This window comes from Thalassospira sp. Z349TD_5 (genome assembly GCF_056173045.1).
Map to the genome: position 1 here is coordinate 1 of NZ_CM149654.1, position 20,247 is coordinate 20,247.

A 20,247-nucleotide genomic window follows, 5' to 3' on the forward strand; every position below is an offset into this window, starting at 1 on the left:
ATGTCGGACGAGCAGCAGGCAGCACCTGACGATCATGCGGTAGCAACATGGCAAGTCATTCGTGAAAAGCTGCGCGCCGAATTTGGCGCAACGGCGTATCGCTATTGGCTTGAGCCTGTTGCCCTGGTCGGTGTTGAAGCCGGTGTGGCCCGGTTGGGCGCGCCGACCCGTGCCATGCGTGACTGGGTGACGCAGCATTATCTGGACCGTATTCAGGCCTTCTGGCACGCCGAAGACCCCAATGTTCATTTCATCGAAATCAACATTGTTTCTGTGGCCAATGCCGGGGCTGCGGGCGCGCGTCGCACATCTGATGCGACCGAACCCCGTCCCGCACAAAATACGTCTTATCGCGACTCGCAAAAGGCCCGGACCAGCAGTGCGGCCAATACCGCGCAGCAGCCCGCCCATCCGCAAAAGTCAAATGGCCGCACGGCAATTGCCAGCATGTCAGATGACGGCATTTCAGCAGCCCTTGATCCGCGCTACACCTTTGATAATTTCGTCATCGGTAAGCCAAATGAGTTTGCCTACGCCGCAGCACGCCGCTTGGCCGAGGCCGAATCGGTGCCGTTCAACCCGCTGTTTTTGTATGGTGGGGTTGGTCTTGGTAAAACCCACCTGATGCATGCGATTGCCTGGCATATTCGCCGGACACAGCCGCACCGCACGGTGATCTACCTGTCGGCTGAGAAGTTCATGTATCGCTTTATCCGCGCGTTGCGTGACAAAAACACCGTCGATTTCAAAGACCAGTTCCGCTCGGTTGATGTTCTGATGGTCGATGATGTTCAGTTCATCTCGGGCAAGGACTCGACCCAGGAAGAATTCTTCCACACCTTCAATGCACTGGTTGATCAGGGGCGTCAGATCATTGTGTCTGCCGACAAGTCACCATCTGATCTTGAAGATATCGAAGAGCGTCTGCGCTCGCGTCTTGGATCGGGCCTTGTGGCCGACATCCATGCGACCACCTATGAGCTGCGTTTGGGTATTCTCGAATCCAAGGCAGAACGTCAGGCGGTTGAGCTGCCCCAGCGCGTCATGGAATTCCTTGCCCACAAAATTACGGCCAACGTCCGTGAGCTTGAAGGCGCCCTTAACCGCGTGATTGCCCATTCCCAGTTGGTCGGTCGCGAAATCAGCCTTGAGATGGTTCAGGATATCCTCCATGACGTCCTGCGCGCGTCCGAGCGCCGGGTTTCCATTGAGGAAATCCAGAAGCGCGTCGCCGAACAGTTCAACATCAAGGTATCGGACATGCATTCGGCCCGCCGTGCCCGTGCGGTTGCACGTCCACGTCAGGTGGCAATGTATCTGTCCAAGCAGCTGACAACCCATTCATTGCCCGAAATCGGACGCAAGTTTGGTGGGCGCGATCATACGACCGTCATGCATGCGGTGCGCAAGATCGAAGAACTGCACACCACTGATCCGTCATTGTCAGAAGACATCGATCTTTTGCGGCGGATGCTCGAAGGGTGATCGCTGTTTGATATTTTTCATCAAGGCCGCCAAAAACAGGCGGCCTTTTTGTTGGGTTTTATGCAATGAATCCAATGGGTTTTCCGGCCTGAAATATATGCGAAAAACCGGGAGTCGCGCGGTATGCGCTGGTTTGCGCGTTTTGGGTGTTTTTTGGGGTGTCAACTCCTTTTATTTGCTTGGGTTTAGGCCGTAAAAATCCTTCGATTTCCCGACATGCATGTTATAATGCCTCTTCCTCACCCGTAAGGGTGGGGGTCAGGTGAGAAAACCTATTAAAAATCAAGTTGTTAAACCAATACTGACAGACGGATAGGACGGGCATGAAGCTGACCATCGAACGCGCGGCTCTGTTGAAATCGCTGACCCATGTTCAAAGTGTGGTCGAACGCCGCAACACCATTCCGATTCTGTCCAATATTTTGCTGCGGGCAGAGAACGACCAGCTTTCCCTGACCGCCACGGATATGGACCTTGAGGTCGTTGAAACAACGACCGCGGAAGTTGCCGAAGCTGGCGCGACGACCACGCCCGCACATACCCTGTATGAAATTGTCCGCAAGCTGCCGGAAGGCTCGCAAGTGCAAATCTCGCTTGAGCCGGGTGCAGGTCGTTTGACCCTGTCGGCCGGTCGGTCGAAGTTTAATCTCGCCGTGCTGCCGGTTGATGACTTCCCGGTCATGTCGGGTGGCGATTTGCCGGTCAGCTTTGGTCTGGCTGCTGCGGAACTGCGCGGCCTGATTGATCGTGCGGAATTTGCGATCTCCACCGAAGAAACCCGCTATTACCTCAACGGGATTTATTTCCACGCCACCGACGCCGAAGGCACCAAAATCCTGCGCGCGGTTGCGACCGATGGCCACCGTCTGGCGCGTGTCGAGGCACCGCTTCCTGATGGGGCGGAAAACATGCCCGGTGTCATCGTTCCACGCAAAACCATTGGGGAATTGCGTAAACTGATTGATGAAACTGGCGAGGCGGTTGATATCGCCATGTCCGATACCAAAATCCGTTTTGGTTTTGGTAAGGCGATTTTGACCTCCAAGCTGATCGATGGGACCTTCCCCGATTACGAGCGTGTCATTCCGTCGGGCAATGACAAGACGCTTGATATCGAATGCAAGGGCTTTGCCGATGCGGTTGACCGTGTTTCGGCGATTTCGATTGAAAAATCGCGCGCGGTCAAAGTTGTCCTGTCGGGCACGACTCTGACGCTGTCGGCATCAAGCCCGGAACATGGGACTGCGTCCGAGGAACTTGAAATCAATTATGACGCCGAGGATATCGAAATCGGCTTTAACTCGCGCTATTTGCTCGACATCGCAAAACAGGTCAAGGGCGATACGCTCAACCTTTTGATGTCGGACGGATCGTCGCCGACCATCCTTCGCGATACCGATGACCTTTCGGCATTGTATGTTCTTATGCCGATGCGTGTTTGACGGTAAGCGCACAACACAGTGGCTGTTCTTGCCAATAACCTCATGCCAAGAGACGGTGCGTCGATGACAAACCGTCTCGCAGTTTCCCGCATCCAGCTGAGCGAATTTCGCTGTTACGAAAGCTTGCGGCTATCGTTAAACAGCACGCCGGTTGTGTTGACGGGACCAAATGGGGCGGGCAAGACCAACTTGCTTGAGGCGGTGTCGCTGTTGTCGCCAGGCGGCGGTTTGCGCCGTGCCAAACTGGGTGAAATTGCGCGGAACTTTCCCGCAAACCCGGATGGTGAAACCCGCGCTTGGGCCGTCTCGGCCGATCTGGAAACGCCAGATGGCGCCTTTCAGGTCGGAAGTGGTCTTGATCCGGCAGCCCTTGCACAGGGACGCGAACGCCGGGCGGTTCGCATTGACGGCGAAACAAAGCGTGGTCAGGCATCCTTGGGTCGGGTCTGTGCCGCTGTGTGGTTAACACCGCAAATGGATCGTTTGTTTCTGGACGGACCATCGGCACGGCGGCGGTTTCTGGATCGACTGGTCTATGGCCTTGATCCGGAACACAGCAGCCGGGTTGCCGCCTATGAGCATAGCCTGCGCAGTCGTGCAAAGCTGCTTAAGGAAGGCAAGGGCGATGATAAATGGCTGGCCTCGATCGAAGACTCGATGGTGCGCCACGGGATTGCCGTCGCCGTCGCCAGAGCCGACCTTCTGGCGCGCCTAAGCCGGGCAGGAACCATGGCGGTCGGGCCGTTTCCTGCGGCGCGCATGGCGCTGGCGGGGGATCTTGAAAACTGGCTGGAAAATCTTCCGGCGGTTGAGGTCGAAGACAAAATGCGGGCGGCATTGCGCGACGGACGGTCACGTGATGGAGCCTATGGCGGGGCGATTGTTGGCCCGCAACGCAGTGATCTTTTGGTCTGGCACGATGCAAAGGGCCAGTCAGCCGATCAATGTTCCACCGGGGAACAAAAAGCGTTGTTGTTGGCGATCATCATGGCCAATACCCGCCTGCAGACAAAAGCACGCGGGGCTGGCCCGCTGCTGTTACTTGACGAGGTGGTTGCGCATCTGGATGCAGAACGCCGCAAACACCTGTTTGATGAAATCGTGGCGCTTGGCGTCCAAGCCTGGATGACAGGTACGGACCGGGCGCTGTTTGAAGGTTTGGACGGTCGTGCGCAATTTTTCCGCGTGGAAGATGCCACACTGACCCTAGAAACCACTCCGTGAATGCCGAGGTTGTTGACGCTATGACCAACGAAACAGAAGCCCCGAATACTGCCGAAGTCGTGCAGGAGTACGGTGCAGAATCGATCAAGGTTCTCAAAGGCCTTGAAGCGGTGCGTAAACGCCCGGGCATGTATATCGGTGACACCGATGACGGAACCGGTTTGCATCACATGATCTATGAAGTCGTCGATAACGCGATTGACGAAGCCTTGGGCGGGTATTGTGACACCGTCTGGGTACAGCTCAATGGTGACGGCTCGGCGACCATCCGCGATAACGGTCGTGGTATCCCGACCGACATGCACAAAGAAGAAGGCGTGTCCGCGGCCGAGGTCATCATGACCCAGCTTCACGCCGGCGGTAAGTTTGACCAGAACTCCTATAAGGTTTCCGGTGGTTTGCACGGGGTGGGCGTTTCGGTTGTCAACGCGCTCTCGACCCTTTTGAAATTGCGCGTCTGGCGCAATGGCAAAGAACACTACATGGAATTTTCTGGTGGCGATGCGATCAAGCCTTTGGAAGTTGTCGGCGATGCGCCGCTGACCGAAGACGGCAAACCGCTTTCCGGGACCGAGGTAACTTTCTATCCAGATGGTGAAATTTTCACCATGACGGATTTTGATCTGCCGACCCTTGAGCACCGTTTGCGCGAATTGGCGTTCCTGAACTCTGGCGTGATCCTGACGCTTCGTGATGAACGAAGCGGCGAGCCGGTCGAACAAAAGCTGCATTACGAAGGCGGTATTCGGGCGTTTGTCGAATATCTTGATCGCAATAAAACCCGTCAGATCGAAGAAGCCATCGTCATTGTCGGCGAAAAAGACGGCATCACCGTCGAAGTGGCGTTGCAGTGGAACGACAGCTATCACGAAACCACGCTGTGCTTTACCAACAACATCCCGCAGCGTGACGGTGGGGCGCATATGGCCGGTTTTCGTGCCGCTCTGACCCGTCAGATCAATTCCTATGCGCAGGAAAGTGGTATTGCGAAAAAGGAAAAGGTCAATCTGTCGGGCGATGATGCGCGCGAAGGCCTGTCTTGCGTGATTTCGGTCAAGGTTCCTGATCCAAAATTCTCTTCCCAGACCAAAGACAAACTGGTGTCATCCGAAGTCCGCCCGGTTGTTGAAAACATCGTCAATGACAAGCTGGCACAGTGGCTTGAAGAACATCCGCAAGATGCGCGCAAGATTGTCGGCAAGGTGGTCGAGGCCGCATCCGCCCGTGAAGCCGCCCGTAAGGCACGTGAGCTGACGCGACGTAAGGGTGCGCTTGATATTTCGTCACTGCCGGGCAAACTTGCCGATTGTCAGGAACGCGATGCGTCCAAAGCCGAACTGTTCATCGTGGAGGGTGATTCCGCAGGTGGATCGGCCAAACAGGGCCGTGAACGTGGTTTCCAGGCGATTTTGCCGCTGCGTGGTAAAATCCTCAACGTTGAACGTGCACGTTTCGACAAAATGCTTTCAAGTCAGGAAATCGGCACCCTGATTACCGCGATGGGGACCGGGATCGGGCGCGACGATTTCAACATTGAAAAAGCCCGCTACCACAAAATCATCATCATGACCGATGCTGACGTCGATGGCGCGCATATCCGAACCCTGCTGTTGACCTTCTTCTATCGTCAAATGCCTGAACTGATCGAACGTGGCTATCTCTATATCGCACAGCCACCGCTCTATCGTGCCAAGCGCGGTAACTCGGTCCAGTACCTTAAGGGCGACCGGGAAATGGAACAGTACCTGACCGCACAGGGTACTGAAGAAGCAGTTCTGACCCTGACTGGTGGTGTGCAGGTTGCCGGTCCTGATCTGGTGCGGGTGGTCGAACTGGCGCGCAAAGCCAAGTCGCTGCTTGAACCGCTGTCGCTCAAACTGCCGATTTCGGTTCTGGAGCAGGCAACACTTGCAGGCGCACTCAACCCGGCCTTGCTTGATGATGATGCCAAGCGCCTCGAAGCCGCAGAAACGCTGGCCAAGCATCTTGATAGCCTCGAAGAAGATTATGATCGCGGCTGGCACGGCGAAGCCCCGCAGGACGAAATCGTTCTGTGGCGCATGCTGCGCGGTGTCGAACAACGCCACGTGATTGATGGCAATATTCTACGGTCCGTCGAAGCCCGCGCCCTTGCCGGTATTCTGGGCGAATTGCGTGAACTGTTTGAAAAGGGTGCCGAATTCGTTGCCAAGGACAAAAGCTGGAAAATCAACGGTCCGGTCGATCTGGTCAACGCGGTGATGGAATTTGGCCGTCGTGGCATTTCTGTACAGCGCTATAAAGGTCTGGGCGAAATGAACCCCGATCAGCTTTGGGAAACCACGCTGGACCCGAATGTGCGTTCGCTTTTACAGGTTAAAGTCAATCACGCCGATGAAGCCGAAGAAGTCTTCTCAACCCTGATGGGTGACGTGGTTGAACCGCGCCGCGACTTCATTCAGTCGAATGCACTTAAGGTTGCCAACCTCGACGTTTAACGTCAGGCCTGTGAATTGACGCATAAAATTAGAAACTCGACACATAAATTTAGAATCTGTGACGCGTAAAATTAGAACCAAGGGTGCAAGAGATTCGCACCCTTGGTTCTTTGTTGATAAGGTCAGCCTTAAAGCAAAATTGTTCGAAAAAGGTCGCCATGAAGCGGCTTCCTTAATAGTATCTGGCAACTAGGCAGGGTTGCCTCTGTCTGAAAAACATAAAAACAAATGCCAAATTGGGAGGCGCGAACAGGGGGGCTATCACTCAGTTCGTGAAAATAAACGCAATGCGTTCGAGACCTGCGATTTCGTCTCGCGTTGTGGTTCGGTTTCTTGTCGGTATGGTGGCGTTGATTTCCGTATCCGGCACGGCTGCAGCGTGTGAACTAACCATTCTGACGTCATATCCGTCGTCATTTTACAAACCCTTTATCAACCTGTTTGTTGAGCAAACGGGAATATCGGATGTTTGTGTTCAGAACAAAAATACCATCGGACTGATTTCGCATGTCCGCGAAAGTCGTCAACCCGTGCCTGATATTGTCTGGGCAAGTTCCCCGGTTGCTTTTGAACTACTCGATCAGCATGGTGCGCTTGCGCATTTCCCCGACAAGCTACGTGCCTTTTCTGATATGGCTGGCATCAAGCCAAATTCACCGAATGGCTCGCGCTTTGGGTTTGCACTGTCCACCATCGGGCTGATGTCGCGTGGCGATCAAGCAGCACTAGAGACGGTCGAGATCGCCGATCTGGCATCACCTGATTATTCGGGGCTTCTGGGGATGAGTTCTCCTTCGCGCAGCGGGACAACTCATCTGTTTGTTGAAAGTCTTCTTCAGCAATATGGCTGGCAGGAAGGATGGGCGTTGCTCTCTCAGATTGGGGGCAATCTAGCAACCGTCACGGCGCGCAGTTTCGGAGTGCGCGATGGTGTGGCACGCAGCCGCTTCCGATATGGGATCGGAATTGATTTTCTCGCCCGGGCAGAGCTCCCGTCTGGCGAAGGTCTCGCCTTCCGGTCTTTTGCCCCTGGTTGGTATTTTCCTGCCAGCGTGGCCGTAACCGGCGTTGGTGCGCATAACGCGCTATCGCTTCGGTTCGTTGATTTCCTTAGGAGCTCGACTGCGCAAGAGTTGCTCCTGGCCCCTGAAATTGGGCGGATTCCTATCAATCCTGCGCTTTGGAGCAGGGCGGGGTTTTCACCAACGGCACAAGAACCGCACCATCGTCTTGATTTGGAATTGGCAGCACAGCGTATGGTGGTGGTCAACGCACTTTATGATGACATGATCACTCATCGCCTTCTTGAGCTTAAAAAGCTCTGGGTGGCGTTACGCAGGCTCGAAAACGCACCGGTTATCACACAATCAGATTCGATGCGTTCGCTACTTGGCGCCGTACGCGATTCACTTGAAATTGTGCCCGTTGCGGCTTTTATGGCCAATGAACGCAATTTCGAACAAGCTTTCTTGGCTGCCGGGCCATCGGAGAATGCGCTTGCGGGGCGCTTGCGGATACAAGACAGTTGGTCGAACGATTTCAGTCAACGTTTCAAAACGGCGCGCGAATTGATTGCCCGGATGGACGCGTTTCAAAACCATCTTGATCCAGAGACGTTGGAATGAAGTGGCGCTTAAACAGTCTGCGCGCCAAGCTTACTCTGTCGGTCGTGGTGATCGCCAGCGTTTCAGTGATTGCAACTGCGATTTCAAACCTTACCCTTGGTGGTGTCAGTCAAACTGTTGCCGATCTTGCATCTGATAATCTGTCCGTCACAGCAACAAGTGCGCGTTTTGCCGAAATTGGACAAGTCATCAGGGTCAACATGCCGCGATTGGGGAGTGCATCTACTCAATATGCCCGTCAGGAAGCCCTAGATAGTCTTCAGGCCCACTTTCAGGATTTGAATCGTCTTAGCCAAGAGCTTGCCACCTACGCGCCGGATCTTACCGAAAAACTTGCACAGTTTCTTGACGCCCTGATGATGAATGTGGAGAAACTTGATGCCAATGTCGCGAGCAAGTTTGAAATGCGTGATGATTTGGGACGTCAAGTCGCGCGGATCAATCGTCTGCATAGTGATTTCCTGCTCGAAGTTGACCCGCTGCTCATTGATGCGAATTTCAATGTAACTTCAGCGATTGATCGTAGTTTTTCATCTCATGATCAACAATTGCAAACCGATGCTGTCGTCAACGAAGTGCGTTTCACCGAGGCGCTGGGGCGGTTACATGCAGCCTGCAATCTAATTGTCGGTTTGATGTTGCGCGCAGTCGGTGAAGACGACTTCGGTGCGATCGAGCAACTTCGGCTGCGTTTGCTTGAAAGCATCTCCGAAGCTAATGAAAACCTTCCATACTTGCAGCAAAATAGCAGTTCGATCACCTTGCTTCAGATTTGGTATGAAATTGCATCTTATGGTGAAAGTCCCCGTGACCTGCTTGAACTCAAGCTGCGTGAAACAGCGCTTTTGCGTCAAAATGCTCAGCTGCAGAATGAGAATGCAGTGTTGCTTGAAATTTTGGGGGGGCTGGTTGCGGATACTGTCCGCGAAAGCGGTCAACGTACTGAAAACGTATCGTTGCAGATTAAACGTGAAGTGAGAAGTGGACAGCTTTTTGGGCTTCTTGCGGGCATTGCTACGGTCGGCCTGTTGGTCCTGTTTTCCGTATTCTTTATCCGCGGGCAGTTGCTACAACGTTTGATGAGGGTTTTGTCCTCAATGCAAATCATTGCAGATGGTAATTTTGCGCATCGGGTTCTGGTGGAAGGCAAGGATGAGATTGGGCAACTTGCCGATACTGTCCGATTGTTTCGTCACAAGTCACAGGCGCTTGAGACCCACGCCGAAGCATTGGAGGCTTCCAACAACGAGCTGCGCAACGAGGTCACCCTGCGTCAGCAAGCCGAACAGGATTTGCGCGAAACTCAGGCAGAGCTGTTGCAGGCTGCTAAACTGGCGGCTTTGGGGCAGTTATCTGCCAGTATTGCCCATGAATTCAACCAGCCTTTGGCAGCGCTAAGTTCCTATAATCACAATGCATCCCTTTATCTGGAACGCGGCGAGCATGAAAAATGCCGTGAAAAACTTGAAGACATCGACAGGCTGGTTAAACGGCTGTCGAAAACATCTAATCATCTTAAAAGTTTTGCCCGGCGTCCGCAGGAAGCTGTAGCAAAACATGATGCGATAGAGGTTCTGGAAAATGCGCTATCCCTTTTTGAGGGGCGGATTACGCAAAATGGCGTCAACCTGGATCGAGATTACCCCGATGGATCAGTCTATGTTCTGACCGATCCGGCAAAACTTGAACAGGTTCTGGTCAATCTGCTTAGCAATGCCTTTGATGCCGTTGAAAGTCAAAGCAGCCCGACCCTTCGACTGAAGATTGCCGAAACGGATCGTCAGGCGGTGATTTCGATTGAGGATAATGGCATCGGGTTTACCCCAGACGTCAGTGACAAGCTGTTCGAACCTTTCTTTACCACCAAGCCACCCGACAAAGGACTGGGGCTGGGCCTGTCAATTTCGTTCAACGTTATTCGTGATCTCGGTGGACGCCTTAAGGTTTTACCGGGCAACGATGCCCAAGGTGGAACGACTGCAACCGTGGAGCTGTTTAAAACGTGAAGAATGGCAGTGTAAAATCACCGGTCTTGTTGATTGATGACGAGGCAGAAATTAGACGGGCGTGGGAAGAAACCCTCCATCTGAATGGATTCACGCCCTATCCCTTCGAAGATGCGCAGCAGGCGGTTACATCCCTGCAGGCAGATTGGCCGGGGGTGGTACTGACAGATCTGCGCATGCCGGGCATGGATGGTTTTGGTGTTCTTGATGCAGTTAAATGTATCGACCCGAAAATCCCGGTTATTATTGTAACCGGACATGGTGATATTCCCATGGCGACCAAAGCGGTCAAGTCTGGAGCATATGACTTCATCGAAAAGCCAGCCGATCCCGAAATGCTGCTTGCAGTGGTCAGGCGTGCTGCAGAATTGCGGCGTCTTGTTCTTGAAAACCGCTGTCTGACCCGTCGCAGCGATGATGGTTATCACATTGAAAACCACATTATCGGCAATCATCCAAAAATCGACCGCTTGCGACAGCAAACCGCCGTGGTTGCAAGTTCGGACGTGAACACGATCATCTATGGCGAAACCGGCACCGGTAAAGAACTGGTCGCCCGGGCGTTGCATGAACTTGGTCCGCGCAAGGGCGGGCCCTTTGTTGCAATCAATTGCGGTGCCTTGCACGAAAGTTTGATCGCAAGTGAGCTGTTTGGCCACGAAAGCGGTGCGTTTACCGGGGCGGATCGTCGCCGTATTGGTAAGCTTGAACAGGCGAGCGGTGGCACGCTGTTTCTTGATGAAATCGAAAGCATGCCATTGGGACAGCAGACGCAGCTTTTGCGCGCGTTGCAGGGGCAAGTCATCGAGCGGCTCGGGGGTAAATCACAGATCCGGATTGATGTGCGTGTGATTGCTGCAGCTAAGGAAGATCTCGAACTTGCTGCCAAGGACAATACATTTCGTGCGGACCTCTATTACCGGCTTGCTGTGACAACTCTAACCATTCCGCCATTGCGTGAACGGGGCGATGATATCGCTTTGTTGTTTGTCCATTATGTTACCAAAGCATGTCGCAAGCACGGACTGCCTGTTCCCGATATTTCGGAAATCAGTCTTGATGATCTGAGTGGAAAATCTTGGCCGGGGAATGTTCGGGAATTGGTTAATGCCGCGGAGCGCTATGCGTTGCGGCTTGAAAATGCCGGTATGGGATCGGCGACGATGAATGCCACGACGACCTCTTTACCTGACCAGATTGACGCCTTTGAGAAAAAGGTAATTTCATCTGTATTGCGACGATGTTCCGGCCGAATTCAGGAAACGGCCGACCATCTTGCAATCCCCCGTAAGAAACTTTATTTGCGAATGCAGTATCATAATATCGACAAACGGGATTTTGTGGATACACCATAAAATGTGTCAAAATCAACACGTTCCCTTGATTTTTTGAGTTAATATTGACCTGTTTTGACGATATGAGAGGGGATGTAAAATCTTAAATTATTATTTTATATCAAAGAGTTAGTTTAAAATATAAGATGTTTTCCTCCTTGGCATAAGCGTTGCAATTGTTTTGACGCCGACCCGTGTCGGTCAATGAACAAACCAAATAGGGAGGAACCAATGTCCAAGATGGTTCACAAGACTCTGCGTCACCTGGGAACAGGTGTCGCGATGGCAGCAATGCTTGCAACTGCAACCGCGCATGCCGCGGATGATAAACTTGTCATCGTAACGTCCTTTCCGTCTGATTTAACGGACGTTTTCAAAAACGCCTTCATGAAGGAAAACCCGTCCGTATCGGTCGAGGTTGTTAACAAAAGCACCTCTTCGGGGGTTAAGTACCTGATTGAAACGTCGGGAAATAACCAATCTGACATCTTCTGGGCTTCCGCACCGGATGCCTTCGAAGTGCTAAAAGAAAATAATCTTCTTTCCAAGTATGAGTCAGACGTTGGCGGTGTTGCCAAGGAACTGAACGGCTATCCGATTAATGATCCAGACGGATATTATTCCGGGTTTGCGCTTTCGGGTTATGGCTTCATGTGGAACGAACGCTACATGGACGCGTATGACCTTCCCGAACCCGCAGAATGGGAAGATCTGACTAAGCCGATCTATCACGGTCATGTCGGTCTGTCTGCGCCGTCGCGGTCGGGTACTACCCATTTGACCATTGAAACCATCCTTCAGGGTGAAGGTTGGGAAAAAGGTTGGCAAACCATTCGTGATATTTCCGGTAACGCCAAAACTGTCACCGAACGTAGCTTTGGTGTGCCTGACGGTGTGAACAGTGGTTCGTTTGGTATCGGGATCGTAATCGATTTCTTCGGCTTTTCGTCGATGGCATCGGGCTTCCCGGTTGATTTCCGTTATCCGAGTGTCACCGCCCTTGTCCCGGCGAATATTGGTGTTATCGCTGATGCACCAAATTCTGAACCGGCACAGAAATTTATCGATTTCCTGATGTCAGAAACCGGACAGGGATTGCTGTTTGATCCGAAAATTATGCGTTTGCCGGTTAACGAAGCTGCTTATGTAAATGCTCCGGAAGGATTGCCGAACCCGTTTGACGGTTCGATCAAATCCGAAGTCGCATTTGATACCGCTGTCTCGCAGGGGCGCTATAACGTCGTGAACTCGTTGTTTGATGTGATGGTGACCTATCGTCTTGATGATCTTCGTGCTGCGACCGTAGCCATTCAGGAAGCCGAAGCTGCACTGGCCGAAAGCGGTGCAGCCAAGCCTGAAGCAACCAAACTGATCGAAGAAGCAAAGGCGTTGCTCCACACCCTGCCGGTTGACGAAGCCAAGGCAAACGATCCGGAATTTGCCGCAGTCTTCAAAAGCAAACGTAAAAAGAAAACCGACAAGATTGAAGGCCGTCAGGCAGAAATCGAACAGGAATGGGACAACCAGGTCGTTCAGAATTATCAAAAAGCGGCAGAACTCGCCAATACTGCCCGCTTCATGTTCTGAGGCAATTGACCTCCCTGGTGTCATGCAATGTGACTTGGTAGCCGTTGGGGGTATGCCAAGAGCTTGCATGATGCTTACCCTCCCTGCCAGAGAGAGTGAACTCTGGCAGGGACCAGATTTCCCGACACTGGAGAATACTTATGTCATCCGCCGCTTTTGCGCGACCGGTGCGTTTCTCTTCGCTTGGTCCATACATGGTTGCTGGGATTGTGGTCCTGTTTTTAGGGGCTTTCCTGTTGGTACCGGTTCTGAAGGTCATTCAGGTCGCCTTTCAGGATTCCGCCAGTGGATCGTTTACGCTGGTAAACTTCCAGGACTTCTTCAACAGCGCACTTTTCCGCCAATCCTTCTTTAACTCGGTTTATGTATCGGGCATGTCTGTCGTCTTTGCGTCGGCATTTGCGCTGCCCCTTGCCTATTTTACGACCCGGTTCAACTTTTCCGGTTCGGTAATTATTCAAACACTGGCCTTTGTTCCGCTGATCATGCCGCCCTTTATTGGCGCTGTTGCAATGCAATTGCTGTTTGGGACAAACGGTAGTGTAAACCTTCTTTTACGTGACTGGTTTGGGATCAATATTCCGTTCATGGACGGTCTCAACGGGGTGATCTTTGTTCAGTCAATCCACTATTTCCCATTCATCCTGATCAATCTGAGCGCAAGTCTGCAAAACATTGATCGTTCGATGGAAGAGGCCGGCCAAATGCTGGGCTCAAGTGGTTTTCGCCTGTTCCGTCGCATTGTCTTCCCGTTGGCAATGCCGGGTTATATTGCCGGTGCGTCACTCGTTTTCGTCAAAGTGTTCGATGATCTTGGCACGCCGCTTTTGCTGAACGTTAATACGATGCTTGCTCCGCAGGCCTATTTGCGGATTTCATCCATCGGGATCTCCGATCCAATGGGATATGTGATTTCCTGCATTCTGATTGTTTTCTCTGTCTTTGCCATGTGGGTTGCTTTCCTTGGCATGCGTGGGAAAGACTATTCGACGACGCAAAAAGGGGGCGGTGGTCTATCCAAACGTGATCTGCGATCGCATGAAGCCATCCTTTGCTATGTCGTGATCTTTTCGATCTTGGGCATTGTTCTTGCGCCGCATCTTGGTTTGGCGCTGCTGTCATTCGGTTCTGTCTGGTCTTTTAGCGTGCTGCCTGACAGCTTCACGACGGCTCATTATGGTACGGCCTTTACCTCAGCCTGGACTTTCATCAAGAACACCCTGATCTATGCCGGTCTTGCCGGTGTGATTGACATCGTTCTGGGTACGGCAATTGCCTATGTCGTAATGCGGACCAATGTAATCGGGCGTAAATGGCTTGATTATATGGCAATTTCCGCTCTTGCGGTGCCCGGTGTTGTTCTCGGTATCGGATATCTGCGTGTCTTTTACGGTGTGGAAATGCCAATCACCGGGCAGCCGATGGCAACTTGGTGGGGGATTATCGTAATCGCTCTTGCCGTGCGTCGTTTGCCATATGCCTTGCGGTCTTGCACGGCTGCCTTGCAACAGGTTTCTCCATCGCTTGAAGAAGCATCCGAAAACCTTGGGGCATCAAAGTTCCGGACAGTACGTCGCATTGTCATTCCATTGATGGCCAGTGGTCTTGTCGCCGGTTTCGTGACCAGCTTCTCGACGGCTGCGGTGGAACTTTCTGCAACCATCATGCTTGTTTCAACCGAAAATGACGCACCGCTTGCCTATGGACTTTATCTGTTCATGCAGTCGGCTGCAGGTCGTGGTCCGGGGGCTGCGCTTGGTGTGATAGCCGTCATTATCGTCGGTTTGGCGACCTACCTTTCACATCGCATGGTTGACCGTGCACGCCGGCAACGCAGCAGCATGGAACAGGCTGCAGGAGATGTAGCATGACTATAACTACCAATCCCTCCAATAATCGTCGCGCACAGGAGGCCGACACCATGACCACGATGCAAACTGAACCGGTCCAGATTGACATTGAAAACCTTTCTTTGTCGTTTGGTGAAACCGAAGTTCTCAAAGGTGTGAATTTGGCTATTCGTCCGGGGGAGTTCTTTGCTTTTCTCGGACCATCGGGCTCGGGCAAGTCGACCCTGTTGCGTGCGATTGCCGGCTTTGGTCCAACTCCTAAGGGCCAGATTAAACTTGATGGCCAAGACATTGTTGGTTCCGTGCCTTGGCAGCGTAATGTCGGTATGGTGTTTCAAAGCTATGCCCTTTGGCCGCATATGACTGTGGCCAAAAATGTCGCCTTTGGTCTTGAAGAACGCAAAGTTCCGTCATCTGAAATTGGGCCAAGGGTCCGTGCTGCATTGGAACTTGTTGGTATGGGCGACTATGCTGAACGCTTCCCGTCCCAGCTATCGGGGGGGCAGCAACAACGCGTGGCACTGGCCCGCACGATTGTTGTCGAACCACGCGTTTTGCTTTTGGATGAACCGCTCTCAAACCTTGATGCAAACCTGCGTGTTCAAATGCGTCAGGACCTTTTGAAATTGCAGCGGCGTCTGGGTATCACCACGATCTTTGTGACCCATGATCAGGAAGAAGCCAACACGATCTGTGATCGGATTGCCGTAATGTCAGACGGGATCGTTCAGCAGATCGGCCGCCCGGACGAGGTTTATGACAACCCGGCCAACAGTTTTGTCGCGAAATTCCTTGGCACTGCAAACATTCTTGACGGAGAGGTCGTCTATTCCGCAGACGGCAGGTGTTTCGACTGTGGGGCGAACCTTCGCATACCAGTTGGGGCCGATGAAGTTCCGGGTAAGGCAAGATTGGTGGTGCGCCCGGAAAGCATCGAGTTCAGCAGCGAAGGCACAGAAGACACCCTTTCTGGTTCTGTCGTATCGGCTGAGTTCCTTGGCGGGATGGTGCGTTATGTCATCGATATCAACGGTCAGGAATTGTTGGTCGATGAACGTCATACGCGTGGGAAAAAGCGGATGGAAAGCGGCGAGCAGGTTGTCCTGAAACTTGATCCTGTGCAGGCAGTTCTGATCCGCGATTGATCTGAATAGACCGGGGCACCGAACGAGTCATATCGTTCGGTGCCCTCTTTGTATGATCTGTATTGCGAAGGTTCGAAAATGTCAGAAACCAAACTCCCGACCATTTTGCTCGTCCGGCATGGAGAAACCCAATGGAACACCGAAGGGCGCTTGCAAGGGTGGCAGGATGCGCCATTAACGCTGAATGGCTTCCGTCAGGTTTGCGCGGTTGCTGAGAACATCCATGAAATGTGGGTTGGTCTGCAAAAAAATGGCAGTGTTAAGTACCACACCAGTAGTCTCGGTCGGGCCCTGCAGACGGCTTCGATTCTTTCCGATTGTTGGGGAATTCCATATGCAGCTTTCGCAACCGACGATGCCATAAAAGAACGTAACTACGGCCAATGGGAAGGCATGACTTTGTCAGAAGTCTCGCGGAACCGATCCATGGAATTTGAAGCGCATCAGAATGATCCTTGGGGCTATTTGGTGTCGGGTGGAGAAACCAAACTTGAACTGCTCGCACGTATTGATGCATGGCTTCATGAACTTCCAACCGACCAAGCGCATGTTGTTGTTACACACAGCGGTTGTTTTCGCCTGATCCGTGGCCTTTATGTCGGTGCGACACGTTCTGATATGGACGGTTATCGCGAACCGCAAACAACCTCCTACTTGCTTGCGGACGGAACAAGCTATGAACGGGCTATGCCCGGGAGCTTGATGACGAAGTTTAAAATGAACCCTAAAGCTTTAACCGTACAGATTTAAGCTAAGCATTTGGATCACCTCATCTTGTGAATTGACGCATAAAACTGGAAACGGGTCGGCAAAAGCTGGCCCGTTTTTTGGTATGTGTGACGAAGATTTCGGGCTCAACAATCTCGTGCACATCGGGACTGTCTGGTGGGGGCGATTTTACGGTCGTGATTTATTGGTCTGTCATCTTTGGGTCAGCCATGTGCGTAGTTCTTTTTCCGCCGCAGCCAGGCCTTCGCGGTTGATGATTTTTCTGGCAATGGCGCTTGAGACTGCACGCGCGCGTTTGTTAAGCACAATGTCCTGATGGTTTTGATCAAGGGCCTCGACATCAAGTTTGCTGTACAGCGACAGCAGCCGGTTCTGAACGGTGCGCAGCGACAATTTTCGCCGTGTCGCAATGGCCTTGTCGGGAAGGCCGAGTGCGATATCAAGCAGGATGATATATTCAAACTCGGTCAGGGTATTGCGAGACCGCATCTGCTGGTTCTGCATCTGGTGCACTTCGCGGTCAACAACGATTTGTCCCTCAATCAGGACGGAGCGTAAGGCCAGATGCATTTTTTCCTGTGACGCCGTTTTCAGCACATACCCATAAGCGGCTTGATTGGGAACAATCTGGGCAATGCCGCGTAAATAGGCCTCGTCCGAGTAGTTCGACCAAAAAAGAATACGGGTGTCCGGGCGCCGGGCCCAGATCGTTCTGGCGGCATCAATCCCGTTATGTTCCTTCATGCGCAGATCCATCACGATGGCGGTCGTTCCGGACTGCTGTGCAAGGACTTCTGCTTCTTTACCATCCCGCGCAATCAGGATTTCCTTGAGTTCCGGCAGTGCATTTTCGACAATTTCCTTGAGAAAGTCGGCGTGCATTCTATCGTCTTCAACCAGCAAGATTTTCATGCTCGGCCCTTTTTGTGTCTTCTGTTGTTTTGGGGAGTCTGACAATGATGCAGGTGCCTTCCTTAGTATTGTGCTCAAACTTGGCTCCGATAAGTTGCGCGCGGGTTTTCATATGGGCGAGACCGCTTCCGGTTTTTTTCTTGTCAAATTTGAACTGGCCATTGTCGCAAACCTGGATAGTCAGATCGTCACTGTTATCGTGAAACGCCAGTGCGGAGATATAGTTTGCACCAGAATGAAGAACGGCATTGTTGATCGCTTCTTGGCATATACGGAAAATGGCAATCCGGGTTGTTTCGGGTAATGCATCAACGTATCCGCCTGTTTGATCTTCGACCTTGAATTGGGGGTTGTGATCACGGCTGACAGCCCGTTCCATATGGGTCAGGACCGCATGTTGAAAGCCGAAAAGTTCAAGGATTGTCGGGATGGATGTGTCGATGATATCGCGTAGGTCCTGTATCATATTCTGGATTTGCTGTTGTAGGCGGTGATGCTGTGTCTTGGTGATGCCGGGGCGAATGTCACGTGCGATACGTGTTAGGTCGGCAAGCGTTTGGTCATGCAGGTCCATGCCGATCCGTTGACGTTCCGCCTCCAATGCATCGGTCAGGCTGAGGGCACCAAGCCGCAATCCTTCTTCTCGTGCCAGAATGCGTGCCCGAACCACGGCTTCGGCGTTGGCTTTTTCATTGGCCCGCAAAGCATAGAAGTAGGGGGCCAGCATATCAGCAAGAATGCGGACCTGTTCGACATGGCGCTCGGTATAGAAATTCTCTTTTTTCGAAGAGCAGTTGAGCGACCCAACAACCTCGCCCAGAACCTTCATGGCGACATTGACCCGACTGCGAAATTCATGATGCAGGATCGGAGCACTTTCGGCCCCGGGGAAAACATAACGGTCGTCTTCCAATGCATTGCCAGTCAGAAGATGGTCGGTGCGTCCCAAAAGAATATCGCGCACAGGAGCCAGTCGAACCAGTGTTCGCGACATGCTCCACGTCGTTTTGAGGCCAACCTCATAGGAAGTGATCCATGTTCGGTCTGTATCGGTCAGGCAAATATCAAGATGATCAAATTCAATAATCTTGTCGATTTCTGCCTTCACCGAACTGAGCGCAGAGTGGATGTTCAGGTTGCCTGCAAGAAGATTGGAAATGCGTAGGTAGTGGGCAAGGTCCGACATGATGCTTCCTCCATCGATCATCATATTGCGACGAGACTGGACTGTCTTGCGGGAACCCGCAACATGAGTGGGTGATCCCGCAGGATTGATGCGGTGAGTGCTCTTTACGGTTTAAATGCAATAACCGAAAATCGCCTTTCTAATAATAAAACAAATCAAATGTCGTTCAAAACGGCTCGTTCAAGTCACGACGTGGCGCAGTCACGTCAGGGAGGAAAAATGAAATTCAAGTCAATGCTTCTCGGCGCAGTTACCGGGACCTTTGTGTTGGTGTCTGGTCAAGCAATGGCCGACACTTCTGAAAAAAAGATAGCTCTTTCAAACAACTACGCCGGTAACTCTTGGCGTCAAGCCATGCTGGAAAGCTGGGGAAAGGTTGCCTACATGGCAATCGAAGAGGGCCACGTTGCCGCGGCTGATGCCTTCACCACATCGGAAAATCAGGCGACTGAACAGGCCGCCCAGATTCAGAACATGATTTTGCAGGGGTATGACGCAATTGTTGTAAACGCTGCATCGCCAACCGCGATCAATGGTGCGGTCAAAGAGGCCTGTGATGCTGGTATTACGGTTGTGTCCTTTGACGGCATCGTGACTGAACCATGTGCATGGCGTATTGCGGTCGACTTCAAACAAATGGGTCGTGATCAGGTCAAGTATCTCGCAGAACGTTACCCGGAAGGCGGCAATCTTCTTGAAATCCGTGGGCTTGCCGGGGTGTTTGTTGATGATGAAATCAGTGCGGGTATTCACGAAGAAGTTGCCAACACCGACTTCAAGATTGTTGGGTCCGTGCATGGTGACTGGGCTCAGGATGTCGCGCAGAAGGCCGTTGCCGGTATTCTTCCCAGCCTTCCGGAAATCAAGGCTGTCGTAACGCAGGGCGGCGACGGATACGGTGCGGCTCAGGCGTTTGCCGCAGCAGACCGTCCGACGCCGACCATCGTTATGGGCAACCGTCGCGATGAACTGGACTGGTGGAAAGAACAGAAAGATGAAAATGGGTATGAAACCACATCTCTTTCCATTGCGCCGGGTGTCAGCACGCTGGCGTTCTGGGTTGCTCAGCAGGTTCTTGATGGCAACGAAGTCCCCAAAGACCTGACCGTGCCATTCCTGCGCGTCGATCAGGACACGCTCGAAGAGATTCTTGCGGAAACGCCGGTTGGCTCGGTTGCCAATGTGGAATACTCGCTCGATGACGCGAAAAGCCTGATTGAATCGGCGAAGTAAGGCGATAGGATC

The 20,247-nt window shown here is 52.5% G+C and carries 14 protein-coding genes; 12 read left to right on the forward strand and 2 right to left on the reverse strand.

Features of this window, described 5'->3' with window-relative positions; translation table 11 throughout:
• From dnaA to AC0VXT_RS00055, 11 genes are all read left to right on the forward strand, one after another.
• Window positions 1-1,485, forward strand: coding sequence for a chromosomal replication initiator protein DnaA (gene dnaA, locus AC0VXT_RS00005; protein WP_475546982.1), 1,485 nt, complete (start codon window positions 1-3; stop codon window positions 1,483-1,485).
• 323 nt (window positions 1,486-1,808) lie between these two features.
• Window positions 1,809-2,927, forward strand: coding sequence for a DNA polymerase III subunit beta (dnaN, locus tag AC0VXT_RS00010; protein WP_101301184.1), 1,119 nt, complete (start codon window positions 1,809-1,811; stop codon window positions 2,925-2,927).
• A gap of 63 nt (window positions 2,928-2,990) precedes the next feature.
• Window positions 2,991-4,151 carry a DNA replication/repair protein RecF gene (recF, locus tag AC0VXT_RS00015; RefSeq protein WP_102784623.1) on the forward strand — a complete coding sequence of 387 codons (1,161 nt, stop codon included), beginning with the start codon at window positions 2,991-2,993 and terminating at the stop codon, window positions 4,149-4,151.
• A 20-nt stretch (window positions 4,152-4,171) separates the two neighbouring features.
• The gene (gene gyrB, locus AC0VXT_RS00020) at window positions 4,172-6,628 is read left to right on the forward strand and encodes a DNA topoisomerase (ATP-hydrolyzing) subunit B (protein ID WP_475546983.1); all 2,457 of its coding nucleotides are present in this window, start codon (window positions 4,172-4,174) and stop codon (window positions 6,626-6,628) included.
• Window positions 6,629-6,915: 287 nt separating this feature from the next.
• The gene (locus AC0VXT_RS00025) at window positions 6,916-8,253 is read left to right on the forward strand and encodes an ABC transporter substrate-binding protein (RefSeq protein ID WP_475546984.1); all 1,338 of its coding nucleotides are present in this window, start codon (window positions 6,916-6,918) and stop codon (window positions 8,251-8,253) included.
• Window positions 8,250-10,259, forward strand: a complete 2,010-nt coding sequence (locus AC0VXT_RS00030; RefSeq protein WP_475546985.1) for an ATP-binding protein — start codon at window positions 8,250-8,252, stop codon at window positions 10,257-10,259. Before AC0VXT_RS00025 ends, AC0VXT_RS00030 begins: the two co-directional genes overlap by 4 nt.
• On the forward strand, window positions 10,256-11,614 hold the full coding sequence (locus AC0VXT_RS00035; RefSeq protein ID WP_475546986.1) for a sigma-54-dependent transcriptional regulator: 1,359 nt from the start codon (window positions 10,256-10,258) through the stop codon (window positions 11,612-11,614). The genes AC0VXT_RS00030 and AC0VXT_RS00035 overlap by 4 nt, the downstream gene beginning before the upstream one ends.
• 210 nt (window positions 11,615-11,824) lie before the next feature.
• Window positions 11,825-13,180, forward strand: a complete 1,356-nt coding sequence (locus tag AC0VXT_RS00040) for an extracellular solute-binding protein (protein WP_475546987.1) — start codon at window positions 11,825-11,827, stop codon at window positions 13,178-13,180.
• A 140-nt stretch (window positions 13,181-13,320) separates the two neighbouring features.
• Window positions 13,321-15,051 carry an ABC transporter permease gene (locus AC0VXT_RS00045; protein WP_475546988.1) on the forward strand — a complete coding sequence of 577 codons (1,731 nt, stop codon included), beginning with the start codon at window positions 13,321-13,323 and terminating at the stop codon, window positions 15,049-15,051.
• Entirely contained in the window at window positions 15,048-16,175 is a 1,128-nt protein-coding gene (locus tag AC0VXT_RS00050; RefSeq protein ID WP_475546989.1) for an ABC transporter ATP-binding protein, read from the forward strand. The genes AC0VXT_RS00045 and AC0VXT_RS00050 overlap by 4 nt, the downstream gene beginning before the upstream one ends.
• 78 nt (window positions 16,176-16,253) lie before the next feature.
• Window positions 16,254-16,925: a histidine phosphatase family protein gene (locus AC0VXT_RS00055; protein WP_475546990.1), complete on the forward strand. Its 672-nt coding sequence runs from the start codon at window positions 16,254-16,256 to the stop codon at window positions 16,923-16,925.
• Between the two features lie 171 nt (window positions 16,926-17,096).
• Here the strand turns inward: AC0VXT_RS00055 and AC0VXT_RS00060 are convergent, their stop codons facing one another.
• Both AC0VXT_RS00060 and AC0VXT_RS00065 read right to left on the reverse strand, forming a co-directional pair.
• On the reverse strand, window positions 17,097-17,816 hold the full coding sequence (locus AC0VXT_RS00060) for a response regulator (RefSeq protein ID WP_475546991.1): 720 nt from the start codon (window positions 17,814-17,816) through the stop codon (window positions 17,097-17,099).
• The gene (locus AC0VXT_RS00065) at window positions 17,797-19,002 is read right to left on the reverse strand and encodes a sensor histidine kinase (RefSeq protein WP_475546992.1); all 1,206 of its coding nucleotides are present in this window, start codon (window positions 19,000-19,002) and stop codon (window positions 17,797-17,799) included. The genes AC0VXT_RS00060 and AC0VXT_RS00065 overlap by 20 nt, the downstream gene beginning before the upstream one ends.
• 219 nt (window positions 19,003-19,221) lie before the next feature.
• On the opposite strand from AC0VXT_RS00065, the gene AC0VXT_RS00070 reads away from it, so the two are divergent.
• Window positions 19,222-20,235, forward strand: coding sequence for a substrate-binding domain-containing protein (locus AC0VXT_RS00070; protein WP_475546993.1), 1,014 nt, complete (start codon window positions 19,222-19,224; stop codon window positions 20,233-20,235).
• The last annotated feature ends 12 nt before the right edge of the window (window positions 20,236-20,247 follow it).

Excerpts from the sequence above, each read along its gene's own strand:
- recF (WP_102784623.1), top strand. The coding sequence starts at position 2,991 with ATGACAAACCGTCTCGCAGTTTCCCGCATCCAGCTGAGCGAATTTCGC.
- AC0VXT_RS00040 (WP_475546987.1), top strand. The coding sequence starts at position 11,825 with ATGTCCAAGATGGTTCACAAGACTCTGCGTCACCTGGGAACAGGTGTC.
- AC0VXT_RS00050 (WP_475546989.1), top strand. The coding sequence starts at position 15,048 with ATGACTATAACTACCAATCCCTCCAATAATCGTCGCGCACAGGAGGCC.
- dnaN (WP_101301184.1), top strand. The coding sequence starts at position 1,809 with ATGAAGCTGACCATCGAACGCGCGGCTCTGTTGAAATCGCTGACCCAT.
- gyrB (WP_475546983.1), top strand. The coding sequence starts at position 4,172 with ATGACCAACGAAACAGAAGCCCCGAATACTGCCGAAGTCGTGCAGGAG.
- AC0VXT_RS00045 (WP_475546988.1), top strand. The coding sequence starts at position 13,321 with ATGTCATCCGCCGCTTTTGCGCGACCGGTGCGTTTCTCTTCGCTTGGT.
- AC0VXT_RS00060 (WP_475546991.1), bottom strand. The coding sequence starts at position 17,816 with ATGAAAATCTTGCTGGTTGAAGACGATAGAATGCACGCCGACTTTCTC.
- AC0VXT_RS00070 (WP_475546993.1), top strand. The coding sequence starts at position 19,222 with ATGAAATTCAAGTCAATGCTTCTCGGCGCAGTTACCGGGACCTTTGTG.
- AC0VXT_RS00055 (WP_475546990.1), top strand. The coding sequence starts at position 16,254 with ATGTCAGAAACCAAACTCCCGACCATTTTGCTCGTCCGGCATGGAGAA.
- AC0VXT_RS00065 (WP_475546992.1), bottom strand. The coding sequence starts at position 19,002 with ATGTCGGACCTTGCCCACTACCTACGCATTTCCAATCTTCTTGCAGGC.
- dnaA (WP_475546982.1), top strand. The coding sequence starts at position 1 with ATGTCGGACGAGCAGCAGGCAGCACCTGACGATCATGCGGTAGCAACA.
- AC0VXT_RS00025 (WP_475546984.1), top strand. The coding sequence starts at position 6,916 with ATGCGTTCGAGACCTGCGATTTCGTCTCGCGTTGTGGTTCGGTTTCTT.
- AC0VXT_RS00030 (WP_475546985.1), top strand. The coding sequence starts at position 8,250 with ATGAAGTGGCGCTTAAACAGTCTGCGCGCCAAGCTTACTCTGTCGGTC.